The organism is Rhodococcus sp. 11-3, assembly GCF_023704055.1.
Classification (GTDB): Bacteria; Actinomycetota; Actinomycetes; order Mycobacteriales; family Mycobacteriaceae; genus Rhodococcus; species Rhodococcus aetherivorans.
The window spans coordinates 2,810,181-2,829,917 of sequence record NZ_CP080406.1 but is presented as its reverse complement, the minus strand read 5'-3'; the positions used below and the strand labels follow the sequence as shown (position 1 = coordinate 2,829,917).

Genomic DNA, 19,737 nt, shown 5'->3' with positions numbered 1-19,737 from the left:
CGCCAGGCCCCGCCGAGCGGGGGTGGGCACTGCGCGGGGCGACCCCAGGCCGGTCGAATCCGACAAAACCGATTGCCGGGCCCGGCACCGTGGGCGAGGCTGGACCCATGCCCCCTGCACTGGCCATCGAGACCTCGGGCTTGATCAAGCGATTCGGCGCGGAGACCGCCGTGGCCGGAATCGACCTCGCCGTCCCCGCCGGCGGCGTCTACGGCGTCCTCGGCCCGAACGGCGCCGGGAAGACGACCACGATCCGGATGCTGGCCACCCTGCTCGCACCGGACGGCGGGACCGCGACCGTACTCGGGCACGACGTGCGTCTTCAGCCCGAGCTCGTGCGGCGCCGGGTCTCGCTCACCGGCCAGTTCGCGTCGCTCGACGAGGATCTGACCGGCGCGGAAAACCTGGTACTGCTCGCCCGGCTGCTGGGCTTCTCCAGGGCGGGTGCCCGGTCCCGGGCCGGACAGCTGCTGGCGGCGTTCGATCTGGAGCCGGCCGCGGGCCGTCAGGTGAAGCTGTACTCGGGGGGCATGCGGCGGCGCCTCGACATCGCCGCGAGCATCATCGTCGCCCCCGAACTGATCTTCCTGGACGAGCCGACGACGGGGCTCGACCCGCGCAGCCGCAACCAGGTGTGGGAGATCGTGCGGGCGCTCGTGGCCGCGGGGACGACGGTGCTGCTGACGACGCAGTACCTCGACGAGGCGGACCAGCTCGCCGACCGGGTCGCGGTCATCGACCGTGGCCGGGTGATCGCCGAGGGCACCCCGGGCGAGCTCAAGGCGTCCGTCGGGTCGGGTTCGCTGCACGTGCGGGTGGTCGATCCCGCGCGCCGGGACGAGGCGGCGGCGGTGCTGGGCGCCGCGCTGGGGGTGGCGGTGACGGCCGCGTCCGATCCGGCCGCGCTGACCGCACGGGTGGACGATCCGCGGGCCGCGGCGGGGGCGCTGACGGCCCTCGCCGCGGCGGACATTCCGGTCACGACGTTCGCCCTCGGGCAGCCGAGCCTGGACGAGGTCTTTCTCGCGCTCACCGGCCATCCCACGGAAATTCCCGACGAAGACGAGGAGATCGCGTCGTGACCTCGACCGCCGACCGACGGGCGGGCACCCCCGCCGCCGTCGTGGACGTCCTCCATGTCCCCGGGCCGCGTCCGACGCCGGCGTCCGCGTTCGCCGCGTCGCTGTCGTTCGGGTGGCGGGCACTGCTGCGGATCAAGCACGTTCCCGAGCAGTTGTTCGACGTGACCGTCTTCCCGCTGATGTTCACGCTGCTGTTCACGTACCTGTTCGGCGGGGCGCTGGCCGGTTCGACCACCGCGTACGTGCAGTTCCTGATCCCCGGCATCCTGGTGCAGACGGTGTGCACCATCACGATGTACACGGGCATGACGCTCAACCGCGACATCGAGAAGGGCGTGTTCGACCGGTTCCGCTCGATGCCGGTGTGGCGGCCCGCTCCCCTCGTCGGCGCGTTGTTCGGTGATCTCGCCCGCTACACGCTGGCGTCGGTGATCGTGCTGGCCCTCGGGATGATGCTCGGGTTCCGGCCCACGGGCGGCCCGATCGGCACGATCGGGTCGGTGGCGCTCGTGCTGCTGTTCGCGTTCAGTCTCTCGTGGGTCTGGACGATGCTGGCGATGCTGCTGCGCACCGAGCAGGCGGTGATGGGTGTGTCCATGACCATCCTGTTCCCGCTCACCTTCGCGTCGAACGTGTTCGTCGACCCCGCGACGATGCCGAGCTGGCTGCAGGGCTTCGTGACGGTCAATCCCATCAGCCGGCTCGTCACCGCCATCCGGGATCTGACGGCGGGCACGCCGGACGCCGCGCACCTCGCGATCGTGTTCGCGTGGTGCGCGGCGCTGATCGTGCTGTTCGGGCCGGCGACGATGTGGTTGTACAACCGCCGGTCCTGATCAGTGCTCCGCCGGCGCGGGCACCTTCTCCTCGGTGACGATGTCGATGGTCTTGCGCAGCGGGCGGTTCGGGATGAACGCGACCGCCGCGACGGTGACCAGCGCGATGATCGCGGCGACGAGGAACAGCAGGCCGGTGGCGTCGCCGTAGGCGTGGCGGATGATCTCCGCGACCGGTTCGGGCAGGGCCGCGAGGTCGAGGTTGCCTCCGCCGCCGGCCGAGCCGGTGTCGATGCCGAGGGCGGCGAAGCCGTCCGCGGACAGCGTCGTCACGCGTGTGGCGAGGATCGATCCGAGCACGGACACTCCGATCGCGCCGCCGAAGGTACGGAAGAACGCGACCGAGCTGCTCGCGGCTCCGATGTTGCGGACGCTGACGGTGTTCTGCACGGCGAGCACCAGGTTCTGCATGAGCATGCCGGTGCCGAGGCCGACGATCGCGATGTAGACCCCGATCAGCCACATCGGGGTGGCGTGGTCGAGGAACCCGAGCAGCCCGAAACCGATCACCTGCAGTACGGCGCCGAGCACCAGGAACGGCTTCCACCGGCCGAAGCGGGTGATCAGCTGGCCGGAGACCACCGAGGCCACGAGCGAGCCGAGCACCATCGGGATGGTGAGCAGGCCGGCGGCCGTCGGGCTGTAGCCGCGGGCCGTCTGGAAGTACTGGCCGAGGAACGCGGTGGCACCGAACATTCCGACGCCGACGGCGACGGACGCGATGATCGCGAGCGCAGTGGTGCGTTCGGTGACGATCTTCAGCGGGATGATCGGGTCGGCGACCTTGGACTCGACCACGACGGTGGCGGCGAGCAGTCCGACGCCGGCGCCGACGTACGCGAGGGTCTCCCACGACAGCCACTCGTAGTAGCCGGCCTTGCCGGCGAACGACACCCAGATCAGCAGGACGCTGACACCGGCGGTCAGCAGGGTGGCGCCCAGCCAGTCGATGCTCACGTTCTGCTTGCGTTCGGTCACGAGGTGCAGGGTGCGCTGCAGCAACAGCATGGCCGCGACGGCGATCGGGATCGAGATGAAGAAGCACCAGCGCCAGCCGAGCGGGCTGTCGACGATGATGCCGCCGAGGATCGGTCCGCCCGACATCGACACGGCCATCACCGCGCCCATGTAGCCGGAGTACCGGCCGCGTTCGCGGGGCGGGATGATGCTGCCGATGACCGCGACGACGAGCGCGGTGAGACCGCCCATGCCGATGCCCTGGATCACGCGGGCGGCGAGCAGGACGGGCACGTTGGTGGCGAAGCCGGCGAGGATCGAGCCGGCCACGAAGACGACGATCGCCGTCTGCACCAGCAGCTTCTTGTTGAACAGGTCGGCGAGCTTGCCCCAGATCGGCGTCGAGGCGGCGTTGGCGAGCAGCGCGGTGGTGATGATCCACGCGAACTGGGTCTGGGTGCCGTTCAGGTCCGCGATGATCGTGGGGAGCGCAACCGCCACGATGGTGCTGCTGAGCAGCGCCGTGAAGAGGGCGGCGAGCAGGCCGGCGAGAGCCTCGAGGATCTCGCGGTGCGTCATGGTGGTCTCGGCGGCGCCGGGTCCGCTCGCCGAGGAGGGGGGACTGACAGCTGCGGCACTCACAGGCAGTTCCTTCCGGGGGGTTCGTGTACGGAAAGGGTGTGGTTCAGGTGCGCGAGCGCGTCGAGGGCGGATTCGGCTTGCGCCTGGTCCCAGCCGCCGAGCAGCTCGTGCAATCGGGAGGCGCGCCGGTCGCGGATCTCGCGCAGGGCTTTCTGCCCGGTCTCGGACACGCTGACGCGGTGGGCACGCCTGTCGTCCGGGTCACGGTGGCGGTCCACCATCCCCCGTTCGACGAGCTCCCCCAGCTGCCGGCTCAACGCGGACTGACTCATGCACAGCTCCGCGGCGAGTTCGGTGGGGCGGCACTCCCCCATTCGCCACAGGACGAACAGGACGCCGGTCAGCGCGTTGGGCAACGGGTCACCCGTCGAGTTGGCCAGGGTCGTGCGCAGCGTGCGACCGAACAGGAAGATCGCGTCGACGAGCGCGTGCGCGGTGTCGGGCTGGACAGCCACGGAACACCTCCGAATCGAAATTATTTGCTTGCGACACGCAACTATACATTTAGTTGCATGCCGCAAGCAACCGCGGAGGACGCGCGAGACGCCCTGAATCCGTGATCGGCCTGCTCAGCGGGTGAACAACGCCAGGCACTCCACGTGATGCGTCGACGGGAACGCCGCGTAGACGCGCAGCTCGGCCAGCTCGAACCCGTGCTCCCGGTACAGGCCGACATCCCGGCCGAACGACGCCGGATCGCATCCGACGTGCACGACGCGCTCCGGCCCGGCCGCCGCGACGGCCGCCACCACCTCGCGCCCGGCGCCGGCCCGAGGCGGATCGAGCACCACGACCTGCGGGGCGGGGAGATCCGGCAGCAGCCGTTCCACCCGGCCCGCATGGAACCGCACCTGCCCGAGATCCGAGAGCGCTTCCGCGCCGTCCTGCACCGCCCGGCGCGACAGTTCCACCGACTCGACCCGGCCACCGTGGCCGACCTGATCGGCCAGGACGGCCGCGAACACCCCGACACCGCCGTAGAGGTCCCACGCCGTCGCCCCCGGCGACGCCGCGGCCCACTCCCCCACGGTGTCCGAATAGGTCTGCGCCGCGCCGCGGTGTGCCTGCCAGAAGCCGGTCGCGGCCAGGTGCCAGTCCCGGCCGCCGACCCGCTCCACCGCCCGCCCCGAGCCCTCGATCACCTTCTCGGCGCGGGGCGCACCGGCCGCCGCGCGGCGGGCGGACGCTCCCCGCCGGCCCGGACTGCGACGTCCCGTGCGGGAGACCGGCGGCGGTGCGATCTCGACCACGTGCCGCGTCCCGTCCGCATCGAGGACCACCTGGACCTCGGAACCGGGCTGCCACACCCGCTCGGCCAGCCCCTCGTAGGCGCGCGCCTCGATCTGCGGACACGCCAGTTCGGTCTCCAGTTCGTGGCTCCGGTAGCGCCGATACCCCGCTCGCCCGGCGGCGTCGACGGCCAGCCGCACCCGGGTGCGCCAGCGGGTGCCGTTCGCCGCCCCGCCCGGCACCTCCTCGACGACCACCTCGCGGTCGATGCCGCCGAGACGGCGCAACTGCTCCGCGACCACCGCAGCCCCGAATGCCCGCTGGGCCGGCACCGTCGCGTGGGACAGGTCGCAGCACCCCGATCCGCCGGGACCGGCGATGGGACACACCCGCTCCACCCGGTCCGGCGACGCTTCGAGGATGTGGACGGCGTCGGCGCGGCAGAACGAGCCGCCACGGTCCTCCGTGACCAGCGCGACGACGCGCTCCCCGGGCAGACCGTGCCGGACGAACACGACCCGCCCCTCGTGCCGGGCGACGCAGAAGCCCCCGTGCGCCGGGTTGCCCAGCGTCACCTCGAGCCGACGGCCGGACCAGTCGATGCTCACCGCTCCTCCTCCTCGAATCCCCGCCGCACCGATCCCGGCGCGGAGTCCAATCGTTCGCCGCGGGCATGGGCCGACGAGCTCAGCTGCCACGGGACGCTGGTGACCATGACACCGGGCTGGAACAGCAGCCGGCTCTTCAGCCGCAGCGCGCTCTGGTTGTGCAGGATCTGCTCCCACCAGTGACCCACCACGTACTCCGGGATGAACACGGTCACCACGTCGCGCGGCGAGTCCCGTCGCACCCGCCGGACGTATTCGAGGACGGGGCGGGTGATCTCCCGGTACGGCGACTCGACGACCTTGAGAGGGACGGTGATGTCGCTGCGTTCCCATTCGCGCACCAGCATCCGCGTGTCGGCCTCGTCGACGTTGACGGTGACCGCCTCGAGCGTGTCCGGCCGGGTGGCCCGCGCGTACGCCAGCGCCCGCAGGGTCGGCATGTGCAGCTTGGACACCAGCACGATCGAATGGGTGCGGCTGGGCAGCACACCGTCCCATTCGGTGTTCTCCAGTTCCTCGGCCACGCTGTCGTAGTGACGGTGGATGGCCTTCATCACACCGAAGATCGCGACCATCGCCACGATCGCGATCCACGCGCCCGCCGCGAACTTCGTCACCAGCACGATCACCAGGACGGACGCGGTCATGATCAGGCCGATCGTGTTGACGATCCGCGACCGTCGCATGCGGGCCCGCTGTTCGGGGTCGGTCTCGGACGCCAGATGCCGCGTCCAGTGCCGGATCATGCCGGTCTGACTGAGGGTGAACGAGACGAACACCCCGACGATGTAGAGCTGGATCAGCTTGGTGACCTCGGCATCGAAGGCCCACACGAAGACGATCGCCACGCCCGACAGGAACAGGATGCCGTTGCTGAACGCCAGCCGGTCGCCCCGGGTGTGCAGCTGCCGGGGCAGGTAGCGGTCCTGCGCCAGCACCGAGGCCAGCACCGGGAAGCCGTTGAACGCCGTGTTGGCGGCCAGCACCAGGATCAACGCGGTCACGATGGTGATCAGCAGGAACCCGAGCGGGAAGTCGTCGAAGACCGCGTGCGCGAGTTGCGCCACGAGCGTCTTCTGCTGGTAGCCCTCCGGGGCACCGCGCAACTGGGTCTCGGGATGTTCGGCGATGACCACCCCCAGCTTGTTCGCGAGCAGAATCATGCCGAGGAGCAGGACGATCGCGATCCCGCCGAGCATGAGCAGGGTCGTGGCGGCGTTGCGGGACTTCGGCTTGCGGAACGCGGGCACCCCGTTGCTGATCGCCTCGACGCCGGTCAGCGCGGCACACCCGGACGAGAACGCACGGGCCAGCAGGAACACGAACGCGATCCCGGCCAGATCCGACTGCTCGGCGACCAACTCGAACCCGGCCGACTCGGCCTTGACGTCGTCCCCGAACACGAAGACGCGCACCAGACCCCACCCCAGCATGACGATCATGCCGATCATGAAGGCGTAGGTCGGGACGGCGAACGCGGTGCCGGCTTCCCGCAGGCCACGCAGGTTGACCGCGGTCAGCACGACGATCGCGGAGATCGCGAACAGCACCTTGTGCTGCGCCACGAACGGCACCGCCGATCCGATGTTCGCCGCGGCCGAGGAGATCGACACCGCGACGGTGAGCACGTAGTCGACCATCAGGGCGCTGCCGACGGTCAATCCCGCGGTCGGACCGAGGTTCACGGTGGCAACCTCGTAGTCGCCGCCGCCGGAGGGGTACGCGTGCACGTTCTGCCGGTAGCTGGCGACGACGACGGCGAGGACGAGCGCCACCGCGACGCCGATCCACGGCGTGAACACGTACGCCGACAGACCCGCGACGGACAGGACGAGGAAGATCTCCTCCGGGGCGTACGCCACCGACGACAACGCGTCGGATGCGAACACCGGCAGGGCGATTCGCTTGGGTAGCAACGTGTGACCGAGCGTGTCGCTGCGGAACGGCCTACCCAACAACAACCGCTTCGTGGCGGTCGAGAGCTTGGACACTCGCAAAGCCTAAGCCGTCCCACCGGCCACCCGCCGGGCACCCGTGGCCGTGTCCGAAATGCACCTCTGCGGGGAGCCCGTTCGGCCGGCACCGCACGCCGGTCCTGCGCGGGCGGTACGGTTCGGTTCTGCGCGTCGCGATCGGGACGCGCGGCGACACGGAAAGAAGCGGAACGGAGCGAACGGTGTACGTGGTGGTCATGGGCTGTGGCCGGGTGGGTTCCTCCCTGGCCGCGGCGCTCGTCCGGCTGGGCAACGAGGTGGCCGTCATCGACCGCGACCCGAGCGCGTTCCTGCGGCTGGGTCCGGACTTTCCCGGGCACACGATCGTGGGTATGGGCTTCGACCGGGACGTGCTGGTGCGGTCCGGCATCGAGCGGGCCGACGCGTTCGCCGCCGTCTCCTCCGGGGACAACTCGAACATCATCTCCGCCCGTGTGGCCCGGGAGACCTTCGGCGTCGAGCGCGTCGTCGCCCGCATCTACGATGCCAAGCGCGCCGCGGTGTACGAGCGACTCGGGATCCCGACCGTCGCGACGGTGCCGTGGACGACCGACAGGTTCCTGCACAACCTCACCCATGAGAGCCAGACCGCCAAGTGGCGGGATCCGACCGGCACCGTCGCCGTCGCGGAGGTGTCGGTGCACGAGGACTGGATCGGCCGCAACGTCACCGAGTTCGAGGCCGCGACCCACTCGAGGGTCGCGTTCATCATCCGATTCGGCACCGGGGTCCTACCCGACCGCAAGACCGTGCTGCAGGCGGACGACCAGGTCTACATCGCGGCTGTCTCGGGCACCGTCGCCGAGGCGATCGCCCTCGCCGAACAGCCCCCCGCGGCCGACGACTGACCGTGCCGCGCCCGCGGGCGCAGCCGCAACACACGACCCGGAATCACCGAGAGGAACGCCGATGAAGGTGGCCATCGCGGGAGCGGGAGCCGTCGGGCGCTCCATCGCGCGCGAACTGATCCGCAACAACCACGAAGTGATGCTGCTCGAACGCAAGCTCGAGCACGTCGAGCCCGAATCCGTGCCCGACGCCAAGTGGGTGCACGCCGACGCGTGCGAGCTGAGCCTGCTCGAGGCCGCACAGCTCGAGCAGTACGACGTGGTGATCGCCGCCACCGGCGACGACAAGGCCAACCTGGTGCTGAGCCTGCTCGCCACCACCGAGTTCGGCGTCGCCCGCGTCGTCGCCCGCGTCAACGATCCGCGCAACGAGTGGCTGTTCGACGAGTCCTGGGGCGTCGACGTCGCCGTGTCCACGCCGCGCATGCTGGCGTCGCTGGTCGAGGAGGCCGTCTCGGTCGGCGACCTGGTGCGGCTGATGACGCTGCGCAAGGGCGCGAACCTGGTCGAGATCACGCTGCCGGACACCACCGTGCTGGCCGGCAAGCCGGTGCGCAAGCTGCAACTGCCCCGGGACGCGGCCCTGGTGACGATCCTGCGCGGCGGCCGGGTCATCGTCCCGCAGCCCGACGATCCGCTCGAAGGCGGCGACGAACTGCTGTTCGTCGCCGCGGCCGAGGTGGAGCAGGAACTGCGGGCGGCCATCGGCCTCTAGCAGGTCAGCGCGCGTCCTGGTCGGGGCCGGCTTCGGCGGCCCGGCCCGGGCCGGTCTCGACGGGCTCGTCGACAGCCTCGGGCGCCGGCTCGACCAGCCGATCGGCGCGGCGGACCGCCCACAAGGTCACGAGCAACGCCACCGCGGTCAGCGGCCATCCCATACCGATCCGGGCCACGGCGAGCCAGCCGGTCCGGTCGGCGTCGTACAGCTCGTGTTGCACGAAGTAGCGGGCCGCGAACACCAGCGCCCACGCCGCGGTCGCGATGTCGTAGGCGCGCACGGCGACGCGATGCCGCCGCCAGGACGATCCCTGCCCGTTGAGCATGCCCCAGATGACGCCGACCAGGGGCCGCCGCACCAGGATGGACAGGACGAAACCGGCGGCATAGAGCAGGCTGGTGTAGATGCCGAAGAGGAAGTAGCCCTTGGCGTCGCCGGTGCGGTAGGCGATGAACGCACACACGCCCACGCCGAGGAGCCCCGAGACCGCGGGCTGGACGGGGGTGCGCTGGACGAGCCGCCACACGAGGATGACGGTGGCCACGGCGAGGGCCGCCCAGATCGCGGCGGTCAGGCCCCAGATGCTGTTGACCGGAACGAACACCAGCACGGGCACGGTCGAGTAGACCAACCCGCTGAGTCCACCGAGTTGTTCCAGGACCGTCTGCTGCTTGTCGCTCACTCCTACGAGGGTGCCACAGCCCCACGCGGGCGCGGGCGGCGCCGGGCGCTGGGGCACCGGCGCTCGGGTCAGGCCCGCTCGCGCAGTTCGTAATACGGGTTGTAGATGACCTTCGAGCCGTCACGCTCGCCGACGCGCCCGCGCACCAGCAGGGTCTTGCCCGGCTCGATGCCCGGAATGCGGCGACGTCCGATCCATACGAGCTTGACGGCCTCGGTGCCGTCGAACAGTTCCGCCTCGACGGCGGCGCTGGCGGCCTTCGGGCACGCCTCGACACTGCGGAGACGACCGAACATGGTCACCTCTTCGCCGCGCGCACAGTCGCAGGCGCGGCGGGCACCCGTCGCCTGGGCGGTTTCGGCGATCTCCTCGGCGTCGAGTTGCTCGAGATCTTCCGTGAGCCGACGGGTGAGTCGGCGGAAGTAACCGGCTGCGGCGGGTGCCATAGCGTGCTCCTGAGAAGGGCGCGGCACGGATCGCGGGCCGCGCATGGGGCTTTCCTGAGGGCCACTGTAGACCTATCCGCACAGGGCAACCACTCGGGTTCCCACCTGCTCGGACGGGTCCGGCAGGATCAGACCATGCGCTCCGCGAACACGTCCCCCGAACACGCCGGGGCCAGCACTTTCGTCGCCGTCGTCCTGCCCGGGACGGGCTCCGACGCCCGCTTCGTGGAGCGGGCGTTCGGCGGTCCGCTCGCCGCTGCCGGAATACGCACCGTCGCGGTCGACCCGGACCCGGCACGCGTGGTCGGCAGCTACGTCGATGCACTCGAGCGCGCCGCCGCCGACGGTCCCGTGCTGGTGGGCGGGGTGTCGCTCGGGGCGGCCGTCGCGCTGCGGTGGGCGGCCGAGCACCCGGGGCGCACCGTCGGCGTGCTCGCAGCCCTGCCGGCGTGGACGGGCTCGCCGGAGGCCGCGCCGGCGGCGGCGAGCGCCCGTTGGACGGCCGGCGAGCTGCGCGCCCACGGACTTGCTGCGGTCACCGCGGCGATGGTGGCGTCCAGCCCCGCCTGGCTCGGGGTCGAACTGGCCCGCTCCTGGCGGTCGCAGTGGCCGGGCCTGCCGGCGGCGCTCGACGAGGCGTCCCGCTACCGGGCGCCGGACCGGGACGAGCTGCGGACCGTCGAGGTGCCGGTCGGCATCGCCGCCGCCGTGGACGACCCGGTCCATCCCCTCGCGGTCGCGCAGGAATGGTGTGCGCACCTGAGGCGGGCCGCGCTGGGCACCGTCACCCTCGCCGGGATCGGCGCCGATCCCGCCGTGCTCGGAGCCACCTGTCTGGAGGCACTGCGCCGCGTCGGGGACTGACCCCGGCGGACCGGACCGTCAGAAGCCGAGCTGCTGCATCGCCGAACCCGACTCGCCGTGCCGCGGCCGGGGCGGCGCGGGCTGCTGGGGCGGCGCGGGCTGCTGGGGTGACGCGGGCTGCTGCTGTTGCGCGGACTGCTGCGGCGGCAGGGGCTGCTGGGCCGCCGCCTGCTGGGCCGCCTGCTGGGCCGCCGCCTGCTGTTGCGCGGCGGCCAGCTGCTCCGCGAGGGCCTTCGGGAGCACCACCGGCAGCGGCGTCCGCACCGGATGCGGATCCTGGCCGCGCCGCACGACGGTCTCGGCGACGATGGCACGGGCCGTCTCCACCAGCGGCGAGTCGGCCGTCACCGAACCTGCCGGTCCGGCGACGACGCAGCGGATCATCCATCGGTAGCCGTCGACACCGAGGAAGCGCAGGTCCGCGTTCGGGGTGCTGCCCTGCAGCTCCCGGCCCCACGGTCCGCTTTCGATGCTCACCGTCGCGTTGTCGCGGCGCAGCGACTCGGCGAGCTCGGCGGCCACCTCCCGCCACTGCCCCGGGGACTTCGGTGCCGCGTACGCGGAGACCGTGATCCGGCCGTGCTGGGTCACCAGATGCACGGCCTGCGGTTGGCCGTTCGGTGCCATCTCCACCTGGATCTGCCCGCCCGGTGGCAGCGGGACGAGCACCGACCCGAGGTCGAGCCGGCTACCGACCGCGTCCTCGCCGATGTCGTCGATGTCGTAGGGACCGCCCTCGGGCGCCTGCACCTCGTCGTCCACGGGCGCGGAGTCGAAGTTGCCCTCGTCCGCGAGGCCCGGAGCCTCGGCGTCCCGGTTCTTCCGGCGTCGTCCGAACATGTCAGGAACCTTCCTTCACCAGACCGGCGTGCCCACCGCTCGACCCGTATCCTCCGGCGCCGCGGCTGGTGTCGTCGAGGGAACCGACCTCGACGAAGTCGACGAGCTCGACCCTCTGCACGAGCAGTTGCGCGATGCGGTCACCACGACGCAGTTCGACCGCGCGGTCGGGGTCGTGGTTGATCAGGCACACCTTGATCTCCCCGCGGTAGCCCGCATCCACCGTCCCGGGAGTGTTGACCACGGAGAGCCCGTACTTCGCGGCCAGACCGGAGCGCGGATGGATCAGACCCACCGTGCCGACGGGCAGGGCCACCGCGATGCCGGTCCCCACCAGCGCTCGCCGCCCGGGCTCGATGGTCACGTCCACCGTGGTGCACAGGTCCACACCGGCGTCGCCGGCGTGTGCCCGCGCGGGCAAGGGAATCCCCGGGTCCAGGCGGAGCAGGGGGACGGCTGGAAGATCGGTCACGTGCACCGAGACTACTCTGATGAACGTGTCTCGAACCTCTCGACCCGATGCGGATGCGCAGCAGACGACCGGCGCACCGGTCTATTCCGAACGGATGTGGGTGCCGCTGTGGTGGTGGCCCCTAGGCCTGGGCGTCGCGGCGCTGCTGGCCGCGGAACTGCACATGGGGGCGCCCGGCCTGTACGCCTGGCTGCCGTACGTGCTGCTGTTGCCGTTCCCTGTCTGGGCGCTCGTGTGGCTGTCCCGGCTGCGGCTGGAGGTGACGGGCGGGGAGTTGATCGTCGGCCGGGCGCACCTGCCGCTCGAGGTGATCTCCCGCGGTGTCGTGGTGCCGGCGTCGGCGAAGAGCGCCGCCCTGGGGCGCCAGCTCGACCCGGCGGCGTACGTCCAGCACCGCCCGTGGATCGGGACGATGGTGCTCGTCGTGCTGGACGACCCGGACGACCCCACCCCCTACTGGCTGATCAGCACAAGGCGGCCGGCAGAGCTGCTGGCCGCCTTGGGGTGTGCCGACAAGACCGAACGCTGAACCGGGGGCGGCCGGTCAGCGCCGTCCCTCCAGGACTCAGGCCGCGCAGTCCCGGCAGATCATCACTCCGTTCTCGTCGCTCGCGAGCCGGCTGCGGTGGTGCACCAGGAAGCAGCTCGAGCAGGTGAACTCGTCGGCCTGCTTCGGCACCACCCGCACCGACAGCTCCTCGCCGGACAGATCCGCCCCGGGCAGCTCGAAGGACTCCGCGGTGTCCGACTCGTCGACGTCCACGACGGCGGACTGCGCCTCGTTGCGTCGCGCCTTCAGTTCTTCGAGTGAATCCTCCGACACATCATCGGTTTCGGTTCGCCTCGGTGCGTCGTAGTCAGTCGCCATTTCCTCTACCTCTAGTCCTCGTGCAGGTGCCCTGCCGAAGGACACTGTTCATGTCCTTCGGCCCGGGCAACGCCCGACCGTCTCCGGAAGTTCCCACCGGCCGTATCCGGGTCCCGAACACGACCCGGGCCTTCCGCTGTCGAAAGCCTCGCCGTCGCCTCTTTCGACGACCTGGGCCGCCGAACAATAGCGGAAGTACCCACGGAAGCCGTAACCGATACACCCGGTCCGGGGAATTGTCGGTCAATTGTCACCAACACCACAGCAACTCGAGACATTCCACCGGTCGCCCACCTTCGCGGACCCCACCGGGAGGCCCTCTACAGTGGTCGCACACAACCCTTGGAGATGCGAGAGGCAGGGCGCCGTGGTTTCCCTGATCACCGAAGGCCGCGCGCGGGACGAACGCGGCCGGCCGTTCCCACGGCGCCGCGTCGTACCCGCCGCGGCCCTGTTCGCGGTCCTGGCGACGATCGGGATCGTGGTGTGGACATCGGTGTTCGCCGGCTCGGACCCGGTGTCCAGGACCGTGGCGTGCAACGCCCCGCCGACCGTCCCGTCGGAGCCCGGCGGACCCCAGCCGGCCCCCCTCGGCGAGGTGGTCGACCGTTCCGTCCTGCTCGACGTGGAGCCCGCTCCCCTGGCGGCGACGCGGGTGCGGGTGTTCAACGCCAACGGCGAGCGTGGCCAGGCCACCCACGTGGCAACCCAGCTGGCCGAATACGGATTCGCGAGCGCACCGGATGTGCAGGCCGGCAACGACCCGGTCTACATCGACCAGAACATGCAGTGTCACGGCCAGATCAGGTTCGGGGCGGCCGGGACCGCGGCGGCGAGCACGGTGTGGCTGGTCGCGCCGTGCGCCGAACTCGTCCGCGACGACCGCGCCGACGACACCGTCGACCTGGCCCTGGGCACCTACTCCAAGGAGATCGCGCCCAACGCCGACGCCGAGGAGGTGCTGCAGTCGCTGCGGGAGGCGCCGGTGGGCGCGGCCGCCGCGCCGCTCGACATCGACCTGCTGGCCGCGGCCCGCGACGCCCGCTGCTGAGCGCGCCGCGGACCGTCAGGCCGGGATCGGCGCGTCGGCGCCGAGCGCGGCGAGCAGGTCCGCGAGCTGTGTCGCGATGCCGGGCGCGGCGGCGACGGTGATCTCGCCGGCGTCGCCGGCTCCGGCCGGGAGTTGCACCCACGCGCCCGCCTCCGCGGCGATCAGCGCACCGGCCGCCCAGTCCCACGGTTGCAGGCCGTGTTCGTAGTGGGCGTCGACGCGCCCCGACGCCACCATGCACAGATCCAGGGCGGCCGCACCGATGCGGCGGATGTCCCGCACCCTCGGTAACAGCTCGGCCACCAGCGCGCCCTGCCGTTCGCGACGGTGCGGCGCGTAGGAGAAGCCCGTCGCGACGAGGGCGCGGGCGACGTCGTCGACCGGGTTGCAGCGCAGGCGCGTCACCGCTCCGCCGACGTCGGTGCGGGTGGCTCCGCGCCCGCGCGCGGCCGAGTACACGTCCCCGGCGGCGACGTCGACCACCGCTCCCGCCACGGACCGCCCCCCGACCTGGGCTGCCACCGACACCGCGTAGGCCGGGATGCCGTAGACGAAGTTCACCGTGCCGTCGATGGGGTCGACGACCCAGCGGACGCCGCTCGACCCGGTGTGGGCGCCGCCCTCCTCCCCGAGGATCGCGTCGCCCGGCCGCAACCGGGTCAGCAGCCGCCGGATCAGGTCCTCGGTCTCGGTGTCCGCCACCGTCACGGGGTCGGTGTCGGTGCTCTTCGTCCGCACCGCGCCGACGCGGTCGGTACCCGTGTCGGCGGGTGGGAACAGGTCGGGCCGCCGGGCGCGCACGTGACCGGCGGCCTCGGCCGCGACGGACACGGCGATCTCGCGCAGCAGGGCCGGGTCCGTGGTGACGTCGGGGGACAGCGTAGAGGGGCGGGAGTCCGGGGTGTCGGGCACCCGAGTATCCGAACACACTGTGCGGCACGGCACCACCCGCGCGGCGGCCACGTTCGGATTAGGGTGACGTCACGACAGCGGTCGCCCGCGGTGACTGTTCCGGTGACGAGAGGGAGCGCGAGATGACGCAGACGATGCACCCGGCCACGCCGGACCCGGACCTTCTCGGATTCGGTGTCGACGTCGGCGGCAGCGGCATCAAGGGCGGCGTCGTCGATCTGTCCACAGGCCGGTTGGTGGGCGAGCGCATCAAGATCCTGACCCCGCAGCCGTCCACCCCGCAGGCCGTCGCCGACACGGTCGCCCGGATCGTGGACGAGGCGCAGTGGACGGGACCGGTGGGGGTCACCCTGCCGAGCGTGGTGACGGGCGGCGTGGCGCGCACGGCCGCGAACATCGATCCGGCGTGGATCGGCACCGACGCCCGGACGTTGTTCTCGTCGGTTCTGGGCGACCGCCCGGTGAGTGTCCTGAACGACGCGGACGCCGCCGGCCTCGCCGAGGACCGCTTCGGCGCGGCCAAGGACGCGTCCGGGGTGGTCATCCTGCTCACGTTCGGGACCGGGATCGGCTCGGCGGTTTTGCACAATGGCGATCTGCTGCCGAACACCGAGTTCGGGCACATGGAGATCGACGGGATGGAGGCCGAGCACCGCGCGGCGTCGTCGGTCAAGGAGAACAACGAGTGGACGTACAAGCGGTGGGCGAAGGAGGTCTCGCTGGTGCTGTCGCGGTTCGAGGCCCTGTTGTGGCCCGACCTGTTCATCGCCGGTGGCGGGATCAGCCGCAAGCACGAGAAGTGGATCCCGTTGCTGACCAACCGCACACCCGTCGTTCCGGCCGCATTGCGCAACGCGGCCGGCATCATCGGGGCCGCCTACGCTGCGAAAACAGGTGTACTCCCCTGAGTCCTGCACATCGCGCGTGGCGGCGATCGTTACAATGGTGCACAGCCGGCTGCGAACCGGCCTGATCCCGACAGACCTCTCCGCCGGAACCACTCTGGCGCGACGCCGCACTACCTCGTCACGAAAGGGCGTACGTGGCAGCCACCGAAATCCACACGGCTGATTCCCCGAACGAATCGGCAGCCTCCGCGGACGCCGCGGATACCACGACCGGTACCGCACCCGCCACGAAGCGGCCGGCGAAGAAGGCCGCGGCCAAGAAGGCCCCGGCGAAGAAGGCGGCCGCCAAGAAGGCCCCGGCCAAGAAGGCCGCCGCCAAGAAGACCACGGCGAAGAAGGCCGCCGCCAAGAAGGCGGGCAAGCCTGCCGGCGACGAGTTCGAGGGCGAGGAAGCCGAGCTCGAGGATCTCGACGTCGCCGAGGCCGACCTCGAAGGTGCCGAGGACGTGGTCGTAGAGGTGACGGAAGCCGACGACGAGCCCAGCGACAAGGACAAGGCGTCGGGCGACTTCGTCTGGGACGAGGAGGAGTCGGAGGCGCTGCGGCAGGCCCGCAAGGACGCCGAGCTGACCGCCTCCGCCGACTCGGTGCGCGCCTACCTCAAGCAGATCGGCAAGGTCGCGCTGCTCAACGCCGAGGAGGAGGTCGAGCTCGCCAAGCGCATCGAAGCCGGCCTGTACGCCACCTACCGGCTGCAGGAGTACGCCGACAAGGGCGAGAAGCTGCCGGTCGCGCAGCGCCGCGACCTGAACTGGATCTGCCGCGACGGCAACCGCGCCAAGAACCACCTGCTCGAGGCCAACCTGCGTCTCGTCGTCTCGCTCGCCAAGCGCTACACCGGCCGTGGCATGGCATTCCTGGATCTGATCCAGGAGGGCAACCTCGGTCTGATCCGTGCGGTGGAGAAGTTCGACTACACGAAGGGTTACAAGTTCTCCACGTATGCCACGTGGTGGATCCGCCAGGCGATCACCCGCGCGATGGCCGATCAGGCCCGCACCATCCGCATCCCGGTGCACATGGTCGAGGTGATCAACAAGCTCGGCCGCATCCAGCGCGAGCTGCTCCAGGACCTCGGGCGCGAGCCCACCCCGGAGGAACTGGCCAAGGAGATGGACATCACGCCGGAGAAGGTGCTGGAGATCCAGCAGTACGCGCGTGAGCCGATCTCCCTCGACCAGACCATCGGCGACGAGGGCGACAGCCAGCTCGGCGACTTCATCGAGGACAGCGAGGCCGTGGTCGCCGTCGACGCGGTGTCGTTCACGCTGCTGCAGGACCAACTGCAGTCGGTGCTCGAGACCCTGTCCGAGCGCGAGGCCGGCGTCGTCCGGCTGCGGTTCGGCCTGACCGACGGTCAGCCCCGGACCCTCGACGAGATCGGGCAGGTCTACGGGGTCACCCGCGAACGGATCCGGCAGATCGAGTCGAAGACCATGTCGAAGCTGCGGCACCCGTCGCGGTCGCAGGTGCTGCGCGACTACCTCGACTGAGGATCGACGTCTAGAACTCTTCCGCTTCACGGCGATCGGCCGTCGGCTCCGCAGCCGACGGCCGTTCGCGTAGCCGGGGCACCACGGTGCGGGTGACGGGCTCGACGATCCGTGCCGCGACGGGTCCGAGCACCGCCGTGATCAGCACGTACGCCGAGGCGAGGGCGGCGAGCTCGGCATCCACCTGGCCGGAGGTGACGGCCAGTCCGGCGATGACGATGGAGAACTCGCCGCGGGCGATGAGTGCGGCGCCCGCGCGGGCCCGGCCCATGGTGCCGATGCCGTGCCGGTGGGCCGCCCACCAGCCGGTGGCGATCTTCGTCAGCGCGGTGACGACGGCGAGCAGCACCGCCCACCCCAGCACCGGGGGGATCGCGGTCGGATCGGTGTTGAGGCCGAAGAACACGAAGAAGATCGCCGCGAACAGGTCCCGCAGGGGCTCGAGGACGCGAGCCGCATTGTGGGCGGTCGACCCCGAGATCGCGATGCCGAGCAGGAACGCACCGACCGCCGCCGACACCTGCATCGCCGAGCTGACGCCCGCGACGAGGAGCGCGGCCCCGAGCAGCTTGAGCAGCAGCGTCTCGCTGTCCGGGCTGTCGAGCACCGCAGAGACGTAACGCCCGTACCGCAGCACCAGCACGAGCACGATCGTGACCAGGCCCAGGGCGATCGCGACGGCCTCGAGTCCACCGATCAGGCTGACCCCGGCGAGCACCGCGGTCAGGATCGGCAGGTATACCGCCATCGCGAGGTCCTCGAAGACGAGGATCGACAGCACCACGGGAGTCTCCCGGTTACCCAGACGGCCGAGGTCGGTCAGCGTCTTGGCGATGATGCCCGAGGACGAGATGTAGGTGATGCCCCCGAGGACGAACGCCCCCGTCGCACCCCAACCGAGCAGCAGCGCGATCGCCGCCCCCGGCGCGGCGTTGAGCACGAGATCGAGCAGACCCGCCGCGCGGGAACGTTTGAGCCCGGTCATGAGCTCGGAGGCCGTGTATTCCAGCCCGAGAAGCAGCAGGAGCAGGACCACGCCGATCTCACTGGCGACGTGACTGAATTCGCTGATGTCGCCGAGCTGGACGAAGCCGCCGGTGCCGAACGCCAGACCGCCGAGGAGGTAGAACGGGATCGGCGACATGGCGAATCGCGCGGCGACCCGTCCGAGCACCCCCAGGGCGAAGAACACCGCCCCCAGTTCGATCAGGGCGAGCGTGGTCGAGTTCATCCGTCAGCCGTTGCGCAGGATCCTGGCCGCGGCGTCCAGCCCGTCGGCGGTGCCGACGGCGACGAGGATGTCTCCCCCGGTGAGCACGAAGTCCGGTCCCGGTGACGGCGTCACCTGCCCCGCGCGCATCACCGCGACGACGGACACGCCCGTGCGGGTCCGCATCGCCGTGTCCCCGAGCACCGCCCCGTCGAAGCGGGAGCCGTCGTGGATGTGCAGCTGCCGGGTGATGATCCCGGGCAGCTCCCGGTGGTCCTCCTGGAGCTGGGCGACGAGCTGGGGCGCGCCGAGCAGGTTGCTCAGTGTGGCCGCCTCCTCGACGGTCAGCGGTAGCGAGGCGGCGCAGGCGTCGGGATCGTCTGCCTTCGAGATGATCAGGTCCGAATGGCCGTCCCGATGCGTGATGACCCCGATCCGACGACCCGACGCCAGCTCGAAGTCCTTGCGCACACCGATCCCGGGAAGCGGCGTCACTTCGACGTTCATGCCGCCAGAGTAGGGCTCACGGCGGACACGGGTGACGGCGCACCGTCAGAGATGTCCGAACCGTCCGTTTTCGTCGGGGAGGTAGTCGACGACTGCGGTGACCGCGGCGACGGGGAGGGGACCGTAGAGGTGCGGGAACGCCATCCCCGCCGGATCGCCCGGCACCCCCGGCTCGAACCGCACCTCGTCCACGAGCCGGGCCGGGTCGATGTGCAACAGCACCAGGTCCGTGCGGCCGGCGAACAACCGGTTCGCCGGCAGGTGCACCTGTTCCGGGGCCGACAGGTGCACGAACCCCTGCGCGGCGAGCGACTCTGGGGTCAACGCCCCGCTGTGCTGCGCCCGCTCCCAGTCGGCCCGCGCGCAGATGTGTACCAGCCGATCTGTCACCGCGCCCCCTCTCGACGGCCGTTCCGGGCCCGCGACGGCGCCGAGGGCTCTGCGCTGTGAGCGAACACCCGCAGCCGCGAAACCGCACGTCGTCGGCATTCGGCCGGTTCCGGGGTGAAACGCGACACGATTTCCGGAGGATTGGAACAACGCATGAACGGGAATCGTCTGACACAGTA

22 protein-coding genes are annotated in these 19,737 nt (G+C 70.9%); 9 read left to right on the top strand and 13 right to left on the bottom strand.

The features are described from left to right. Positions 1–107 precede the first annotated feature (107 nt). Positions 108–1,082, top strand: a complete 975-nt coding sequence (locus KZJ41_RS13500; protein ID WP_029543429.1) for a daunorubicin resistance protein DrrA family ABC transporter ATP-binding protein — start codon at positions 108–110, stop codon at positions 1,080–1,082. Then, positions 1,079–1,918 carry an ABC transporter permease gene (locus tag KZJ41_RS13495; protein WP_006938118.1) on the top strand — a complete coding sequence of 280 codons (840 nt, stop codon included), beginning with the start codon at positions 1,079–1,081 and terminating at the stop codon, positions 1,916–1,918. Before KZJ41_RS13500 ends, KZJ41_RS13495 begins: the two co-directional genes overlap by 4 nt. Here KZJ41_RS13495 and KZJ41_RS13490 read toward each other — a convergent pair whose 3' ends face one another. The 4 genes from KZJ41_RS13490 to KZJ41_RS13475 form a co-directional block, all read right to left on the bottom strand. Next, positions 1,919–3,454: an MDR family MFS transporter gene (locus KZJ41_RS13490; protein ID WP_029543427.1), complete on the bottom strand. Its 1,536-nt coding sequence runs from the start codon at positions 3,452–3,454 to the stop codon at positions 1,919–1,921. 59 nt (positions 3,455–3,513) lie between these two features. Beyond that, positions 3,514–3,972, bottom strand: coding sequence for a MarR family winged helix-turn-helix transcriptional regulator (locus KZJ41_RS13485; RefSeq protein ID WP_006938121.1), 459 nt, complete (start codon positions 3,970–3,972; stop codon positions 3,514–3,516). Between the two features lie 114 nt (positions 3,973–4,086). Beyond that, complete coding sequence (locus KZJ41_RS13480) at positions 4,087–5,355, bottom strand: class I SAM-dependent RNA methyltransferase (protein WP_029543422.1); 1,269 nt, start codon at positions 5,353–5,355, stop codon at positions 4,087–4,089. Beyond that, a complete protein-coding gene (locus KZJ41_RS13475; RefSeq protein WP_006938123.1) occupies positions 5,352–7,346 on the bottom strand; it encodes an APC family permease in 1,995 nt (664 codons plus the stop codon). The genes KZJ41_RS13480 and KZJ41_RS13475 overlap by 4 nt, the downstream gene beginning before the upstream one ends. A 185-nt stretch (positions 7,347–7,531) precedes the next feature. Here KZJ41_RS13475 and KZJ41_RS13470 point away from each other — a divergent pair, with 185 nt between their 5' ends. Both KZJ41_RS13470 and KZJ41_RS13465 read left to right on the top strand, forming a co-directional pair. Beyond that, positions 7,532–8,197 (top strand): TrkA family potassium uptake protein, encoded by a 666-nt coding sequence (locus KZJ41_RS13470; RefSeq protein WP_006938124.1) that lies wholly within the window; start codon positions 7,532–7,534, stop codon positions 8,195–8,197. Positions 8,198–8,258: 61 nt separating this feature from the next. After that, on the top strand, positions 8,259–8,912 hold the full coding sequence (locus KZJ41_RS13465; protein ID WP_006938125.1) for a TrkA family potassium uptake protein: 654 nt from the start codon (positions 8,259–8,261) through the stop codon (positions 8,910–8,912). A 4-nt stretch (positions 8,913–8,916) separates the two neighbouring features. Here KZJ41_RS13465 and KZJ41_RS13460 read toward each other — a convergent pair whose 3' ends face one another. Together KZJ41_RS13460 and KZJ41_RS13455 are read right to left on the bottom strand one after the other, a co-directional pair. Further along, complete coding sequence (locus tag KZJ41_RS13460; protein ID WP_006938132.1) at positions 8,917–9,597, bottom strand: DUF3159 domain-containing protein; 681 nt, start codon at positions 9,595–9,597, stop codon at positions 8,917–8,919. 68 nt (positions 9,598–9,665) lie between these two features. Beyond that, entirely contained in the window at positions 9,666–10,043 is a 378-nt protein-coding gene (locus KZJ41_RS13455) for an OB-fold nucleic acid binding domain-containing protein (protein ID WP_006938133.1), read from the bottom strand. 135 nt (positions 10,044–10,178) lie between these two features. On the opposite strand from KZJ41_RS13455, the gene KZJ41_RS13450 reads away from it, so the two are divergent. Then, positions 10,179–10,907, top strand: coding sequence for an alpha/beta fold hydrolase (locus KZJ41_RS13450; protein WP_006938136.1), 729 nt, complete (start codon positions 10,179–10,181; stop codon positions 10,905–10,907). Between the two features lie 18 nt (positions 10,908–10,925). Here KZJ41_RS13450 and KZJ41_RS13445 read toward each other — a convergent pair whose 3' ends face one another. Next, positions 10,926–11,747 carry a DUF3710 domain-containing protein gene (locus tag KZJ41_RS13445; protein WP_251550889.1) on the bottom strand — a complete coding sequence of 274 codons (822 nt, stop codon included), beginning with the start codon at positions 11,745–11,747 and terminating at the stop codon, positions 10,926–10,928. 1 nt (position 11,748) lies between these two features. Further along, the gene (gene dut / locus KZJ41_RS13440) at positions 11,749–12,219 is read right to left on the bottom strand and encodes a dUTP diphosphatase (protein ID WP_029543411.1); all 471 of its coding nucleotides are present in this window, start codon (positions 12,217–12,219) and stop codon (positions 11,749–11,751) included. 19 nt (positions 12,220–12,238) lie between these two features. On the opposite strand from dut, the gene KZJ41_RS13435 reads away from it, so the two are divergent. Next, entirely contained in the window at positions 12,239–12,748 is a 510-nt protein-coding gene (locus tag KZJ41_RS13435; protein WP_251550887.1) for a DUF3093 domain-containing protein, read from the top strand. A 36-nt stretch (positions 12,749–12,784) separates the two neighbouring features. Here KZJ41_RS13435 and KZJ41_RS13430 read toward each other — a convergent pair whose 3' ends face one another. Beyond that, a complete protein-coding gene (locus tag KZJ41_RS13430) occupies positions 12,785–13,087 on the bottom strand; it encodes a DUF4193 domain-containing protein (protein WP_029543409.1) in 303 nt (100 codons plus the stop codon). 367 nt (positions 13,088–13,454) lie between these two features. Between KZJ41_RS13430 and cei the strand changes: the two genes are divergently transcribed. Continuing rightward, positions 13,455–14,138, top strand: coding sequence for an envelope integrity protein Cei (gene cei, locus KZJ41_RS13425; RefSeq protein ID WP_006938142.1), 684 nt, complete (start codon positions 13,455–13,457; stop codon positions 14,136–14,138). A 15-nt stretch (positions 14,139–14,153) separates the two neighbouring features. On the opposite strand, the gene KZJ41_RS13420 is transcribed toward cei, so the two are convergent. Beyond that, positions 14,154–15,050 carry an inositol monophosphatase family protein gene (locus KZJ41_RS13420; RefSeq protein WP_006938143.1) on the bottom strand — a complete coding sequence of 299 codons (897 nt, stop codon included), beginning with the start codon at positions 15,048–15,050 and terminating at the stop codon, positions 14,154–14,156. 122 nt (positions 15,051–15,172) lie between these two features. Between KZJ41_RS13420 and ppgK the strand changes: the two genes are divergently transcribed. Beyond that, positions 15,173–15,958 carry a polyphosphate--glucose phosphotransferase gene (ppgK, locus tag KZJ41_RS13415; RefSeq protein WP_006938148.1) on the top strand — a complete coding sequence of 262 codons (786 nt, stop codon included), beginning with the start codon at positions 15,173–15,175 and terminating at the stop codon, positions 15,956–15,958. 134 nt (positions 15,959–16,092) lie between these two features. Beyond that, positions 16,093–17,451, top strand: a complete 1,359-nt coding sequence (locus tag KZJ41_RS13410) for an RNA polymerase sigma factor (RefSeq protein ID WP_006938149.1) — start codon at positions 16,093–16,095, stop codon at positions 17,449–17,451. Between the two features lie 10 nt (positions 17,452–17,461). Here the strand turns inward: KZJ41_RS13410 and KZJ41_RS13405 are convergent, their stop codons facing one another. The 3 genes from KZJ41_RS13405 to KZJ41_RS13395 are packed head-to-tail and all read right to left on the bottom strand — an operon-like array spanning position 17,462 to position 19,558. Then, a complete protein-coding gene (locus tag KZJ41_RS13405) occupies positions 17,462–18,682 on the bottom strand; it encodes a cation:proton antiporter (protein WP_006938150.1) in 1,221 nt (406 codons plus the stop codon). A 3-nt stretch (positions 18,683–18,685) separates the two neighbouring features. Then, on the bottom strand, positions 18,686–19,168 hold the full coding sequence (locus tag KZJ41_RS13400) for a cation:proton antiporter regulatory subunit (RefSeq protein WP_029543402.1): 483 nt from the start codon (positions 19,166–19,168) through the stop codon (positions 18,686–18,688). Positions 19,169–19,213: 45 nt separating this feature from the next. Further along, positions 19,214–19,558 (bottom strand): DUF952 domain-containing protein, encoded by a 345-nt coding sequence (locus tag KZJ41_RS13395; protein ID WP_006938152.1) that lies wholly within the window; start codon positions 19,556–19,558, stop codon positions 19,214–19,216. Between the last annotated feature and the right edge of the window lie 179 nt (positions 19,559–19,737).

What these genes read in the sequence shown, in the direction of transcription:
- KZJ41_RS13465 (WP_006938125.1), top strand. Translation starts at nt 8,259, where the DNA reads ATGAAGGTGGCCATCGCGGGAGCGGGAGCCGTCGGGCGCTCCATCGCG.
- KZJ41_RS13400 (WP_029543402.1), bottom strand. Translation starts at nt 19,168, where the DNA reads ATGAACGTCGAAGTGACGCCGCTTCCCGGGATCGGTGTGCGCAAGGAC.
- KZJ41_RS13430 (WP_029543409.1), bottom strand. Translation starts at nt 13,087, where the DNA reads ATGGCGACTGACTACGACGCACCGAGGCGAACCGAAACCGATGATGTG.
- KZJ41_RS13490 (WP_029543427.1), bottom strand. Translation starts at nt 3,454, where the DNA reads ATGACGCACCGCGAGATCCTCGAGGCTCTCGCCGGCCTGCTCGCCGCC.
- KZJ41_RS13435 (WP_251550887.1), top strand. Translation starts at nt 12,239, where the DNA reads ATGAACGTGTCTCGAACCTCTCGACCCGATGCGGATGCGCAGCAGACG.
- KZJ41_RS13445 (WP_251550889.1), bottom strand. Translation starts at nt 11,747, where the DNA reads ATGTTCGGACGACGCCGGAAGAACCGGGACGCCGAGGCTCCGGGCCTC.
- KZJ41_RS13405 (WP_006938150.1), bottom strand. Translation starts at nt 18,682, where the DNA reads ATGAACTCGACCACGCTCGCCCTGATCGAACTGGGGGCGGTGTTCTTC.
- ppgK (WP_006938148.1), top strand. Translation starts at nt 15,173, where the DNA reads ATGACGCAGACGATGCACCCGGCCACGCCGGACCCGGACCTTCTCGGA.
- KZJ41_RS13450 (WP_006938136.1), top strand. Translation starts at nt 10,179, where the DNA reads ATGCGCTCCGCGAACACGTCCCCCGAACACGCCGGGGCCAGCACTTTC.
- KZJ41_RS13455 (WP_006938133.1), bottom strand. Translation starts at nt 10,043, where the DNA reads ATGGCACCCGCCGCAGCCGGTTACTTCCGCCGACTCACCCGTCGGCTC.
- KZJ41_RS13500 (WP_029543429.1), top strand. Translation starts at nt 108, where the DNA reads ATGCCCCCTGCACTGGCCATCGAGACCTCGGGCTTGATCAAGCGATTC.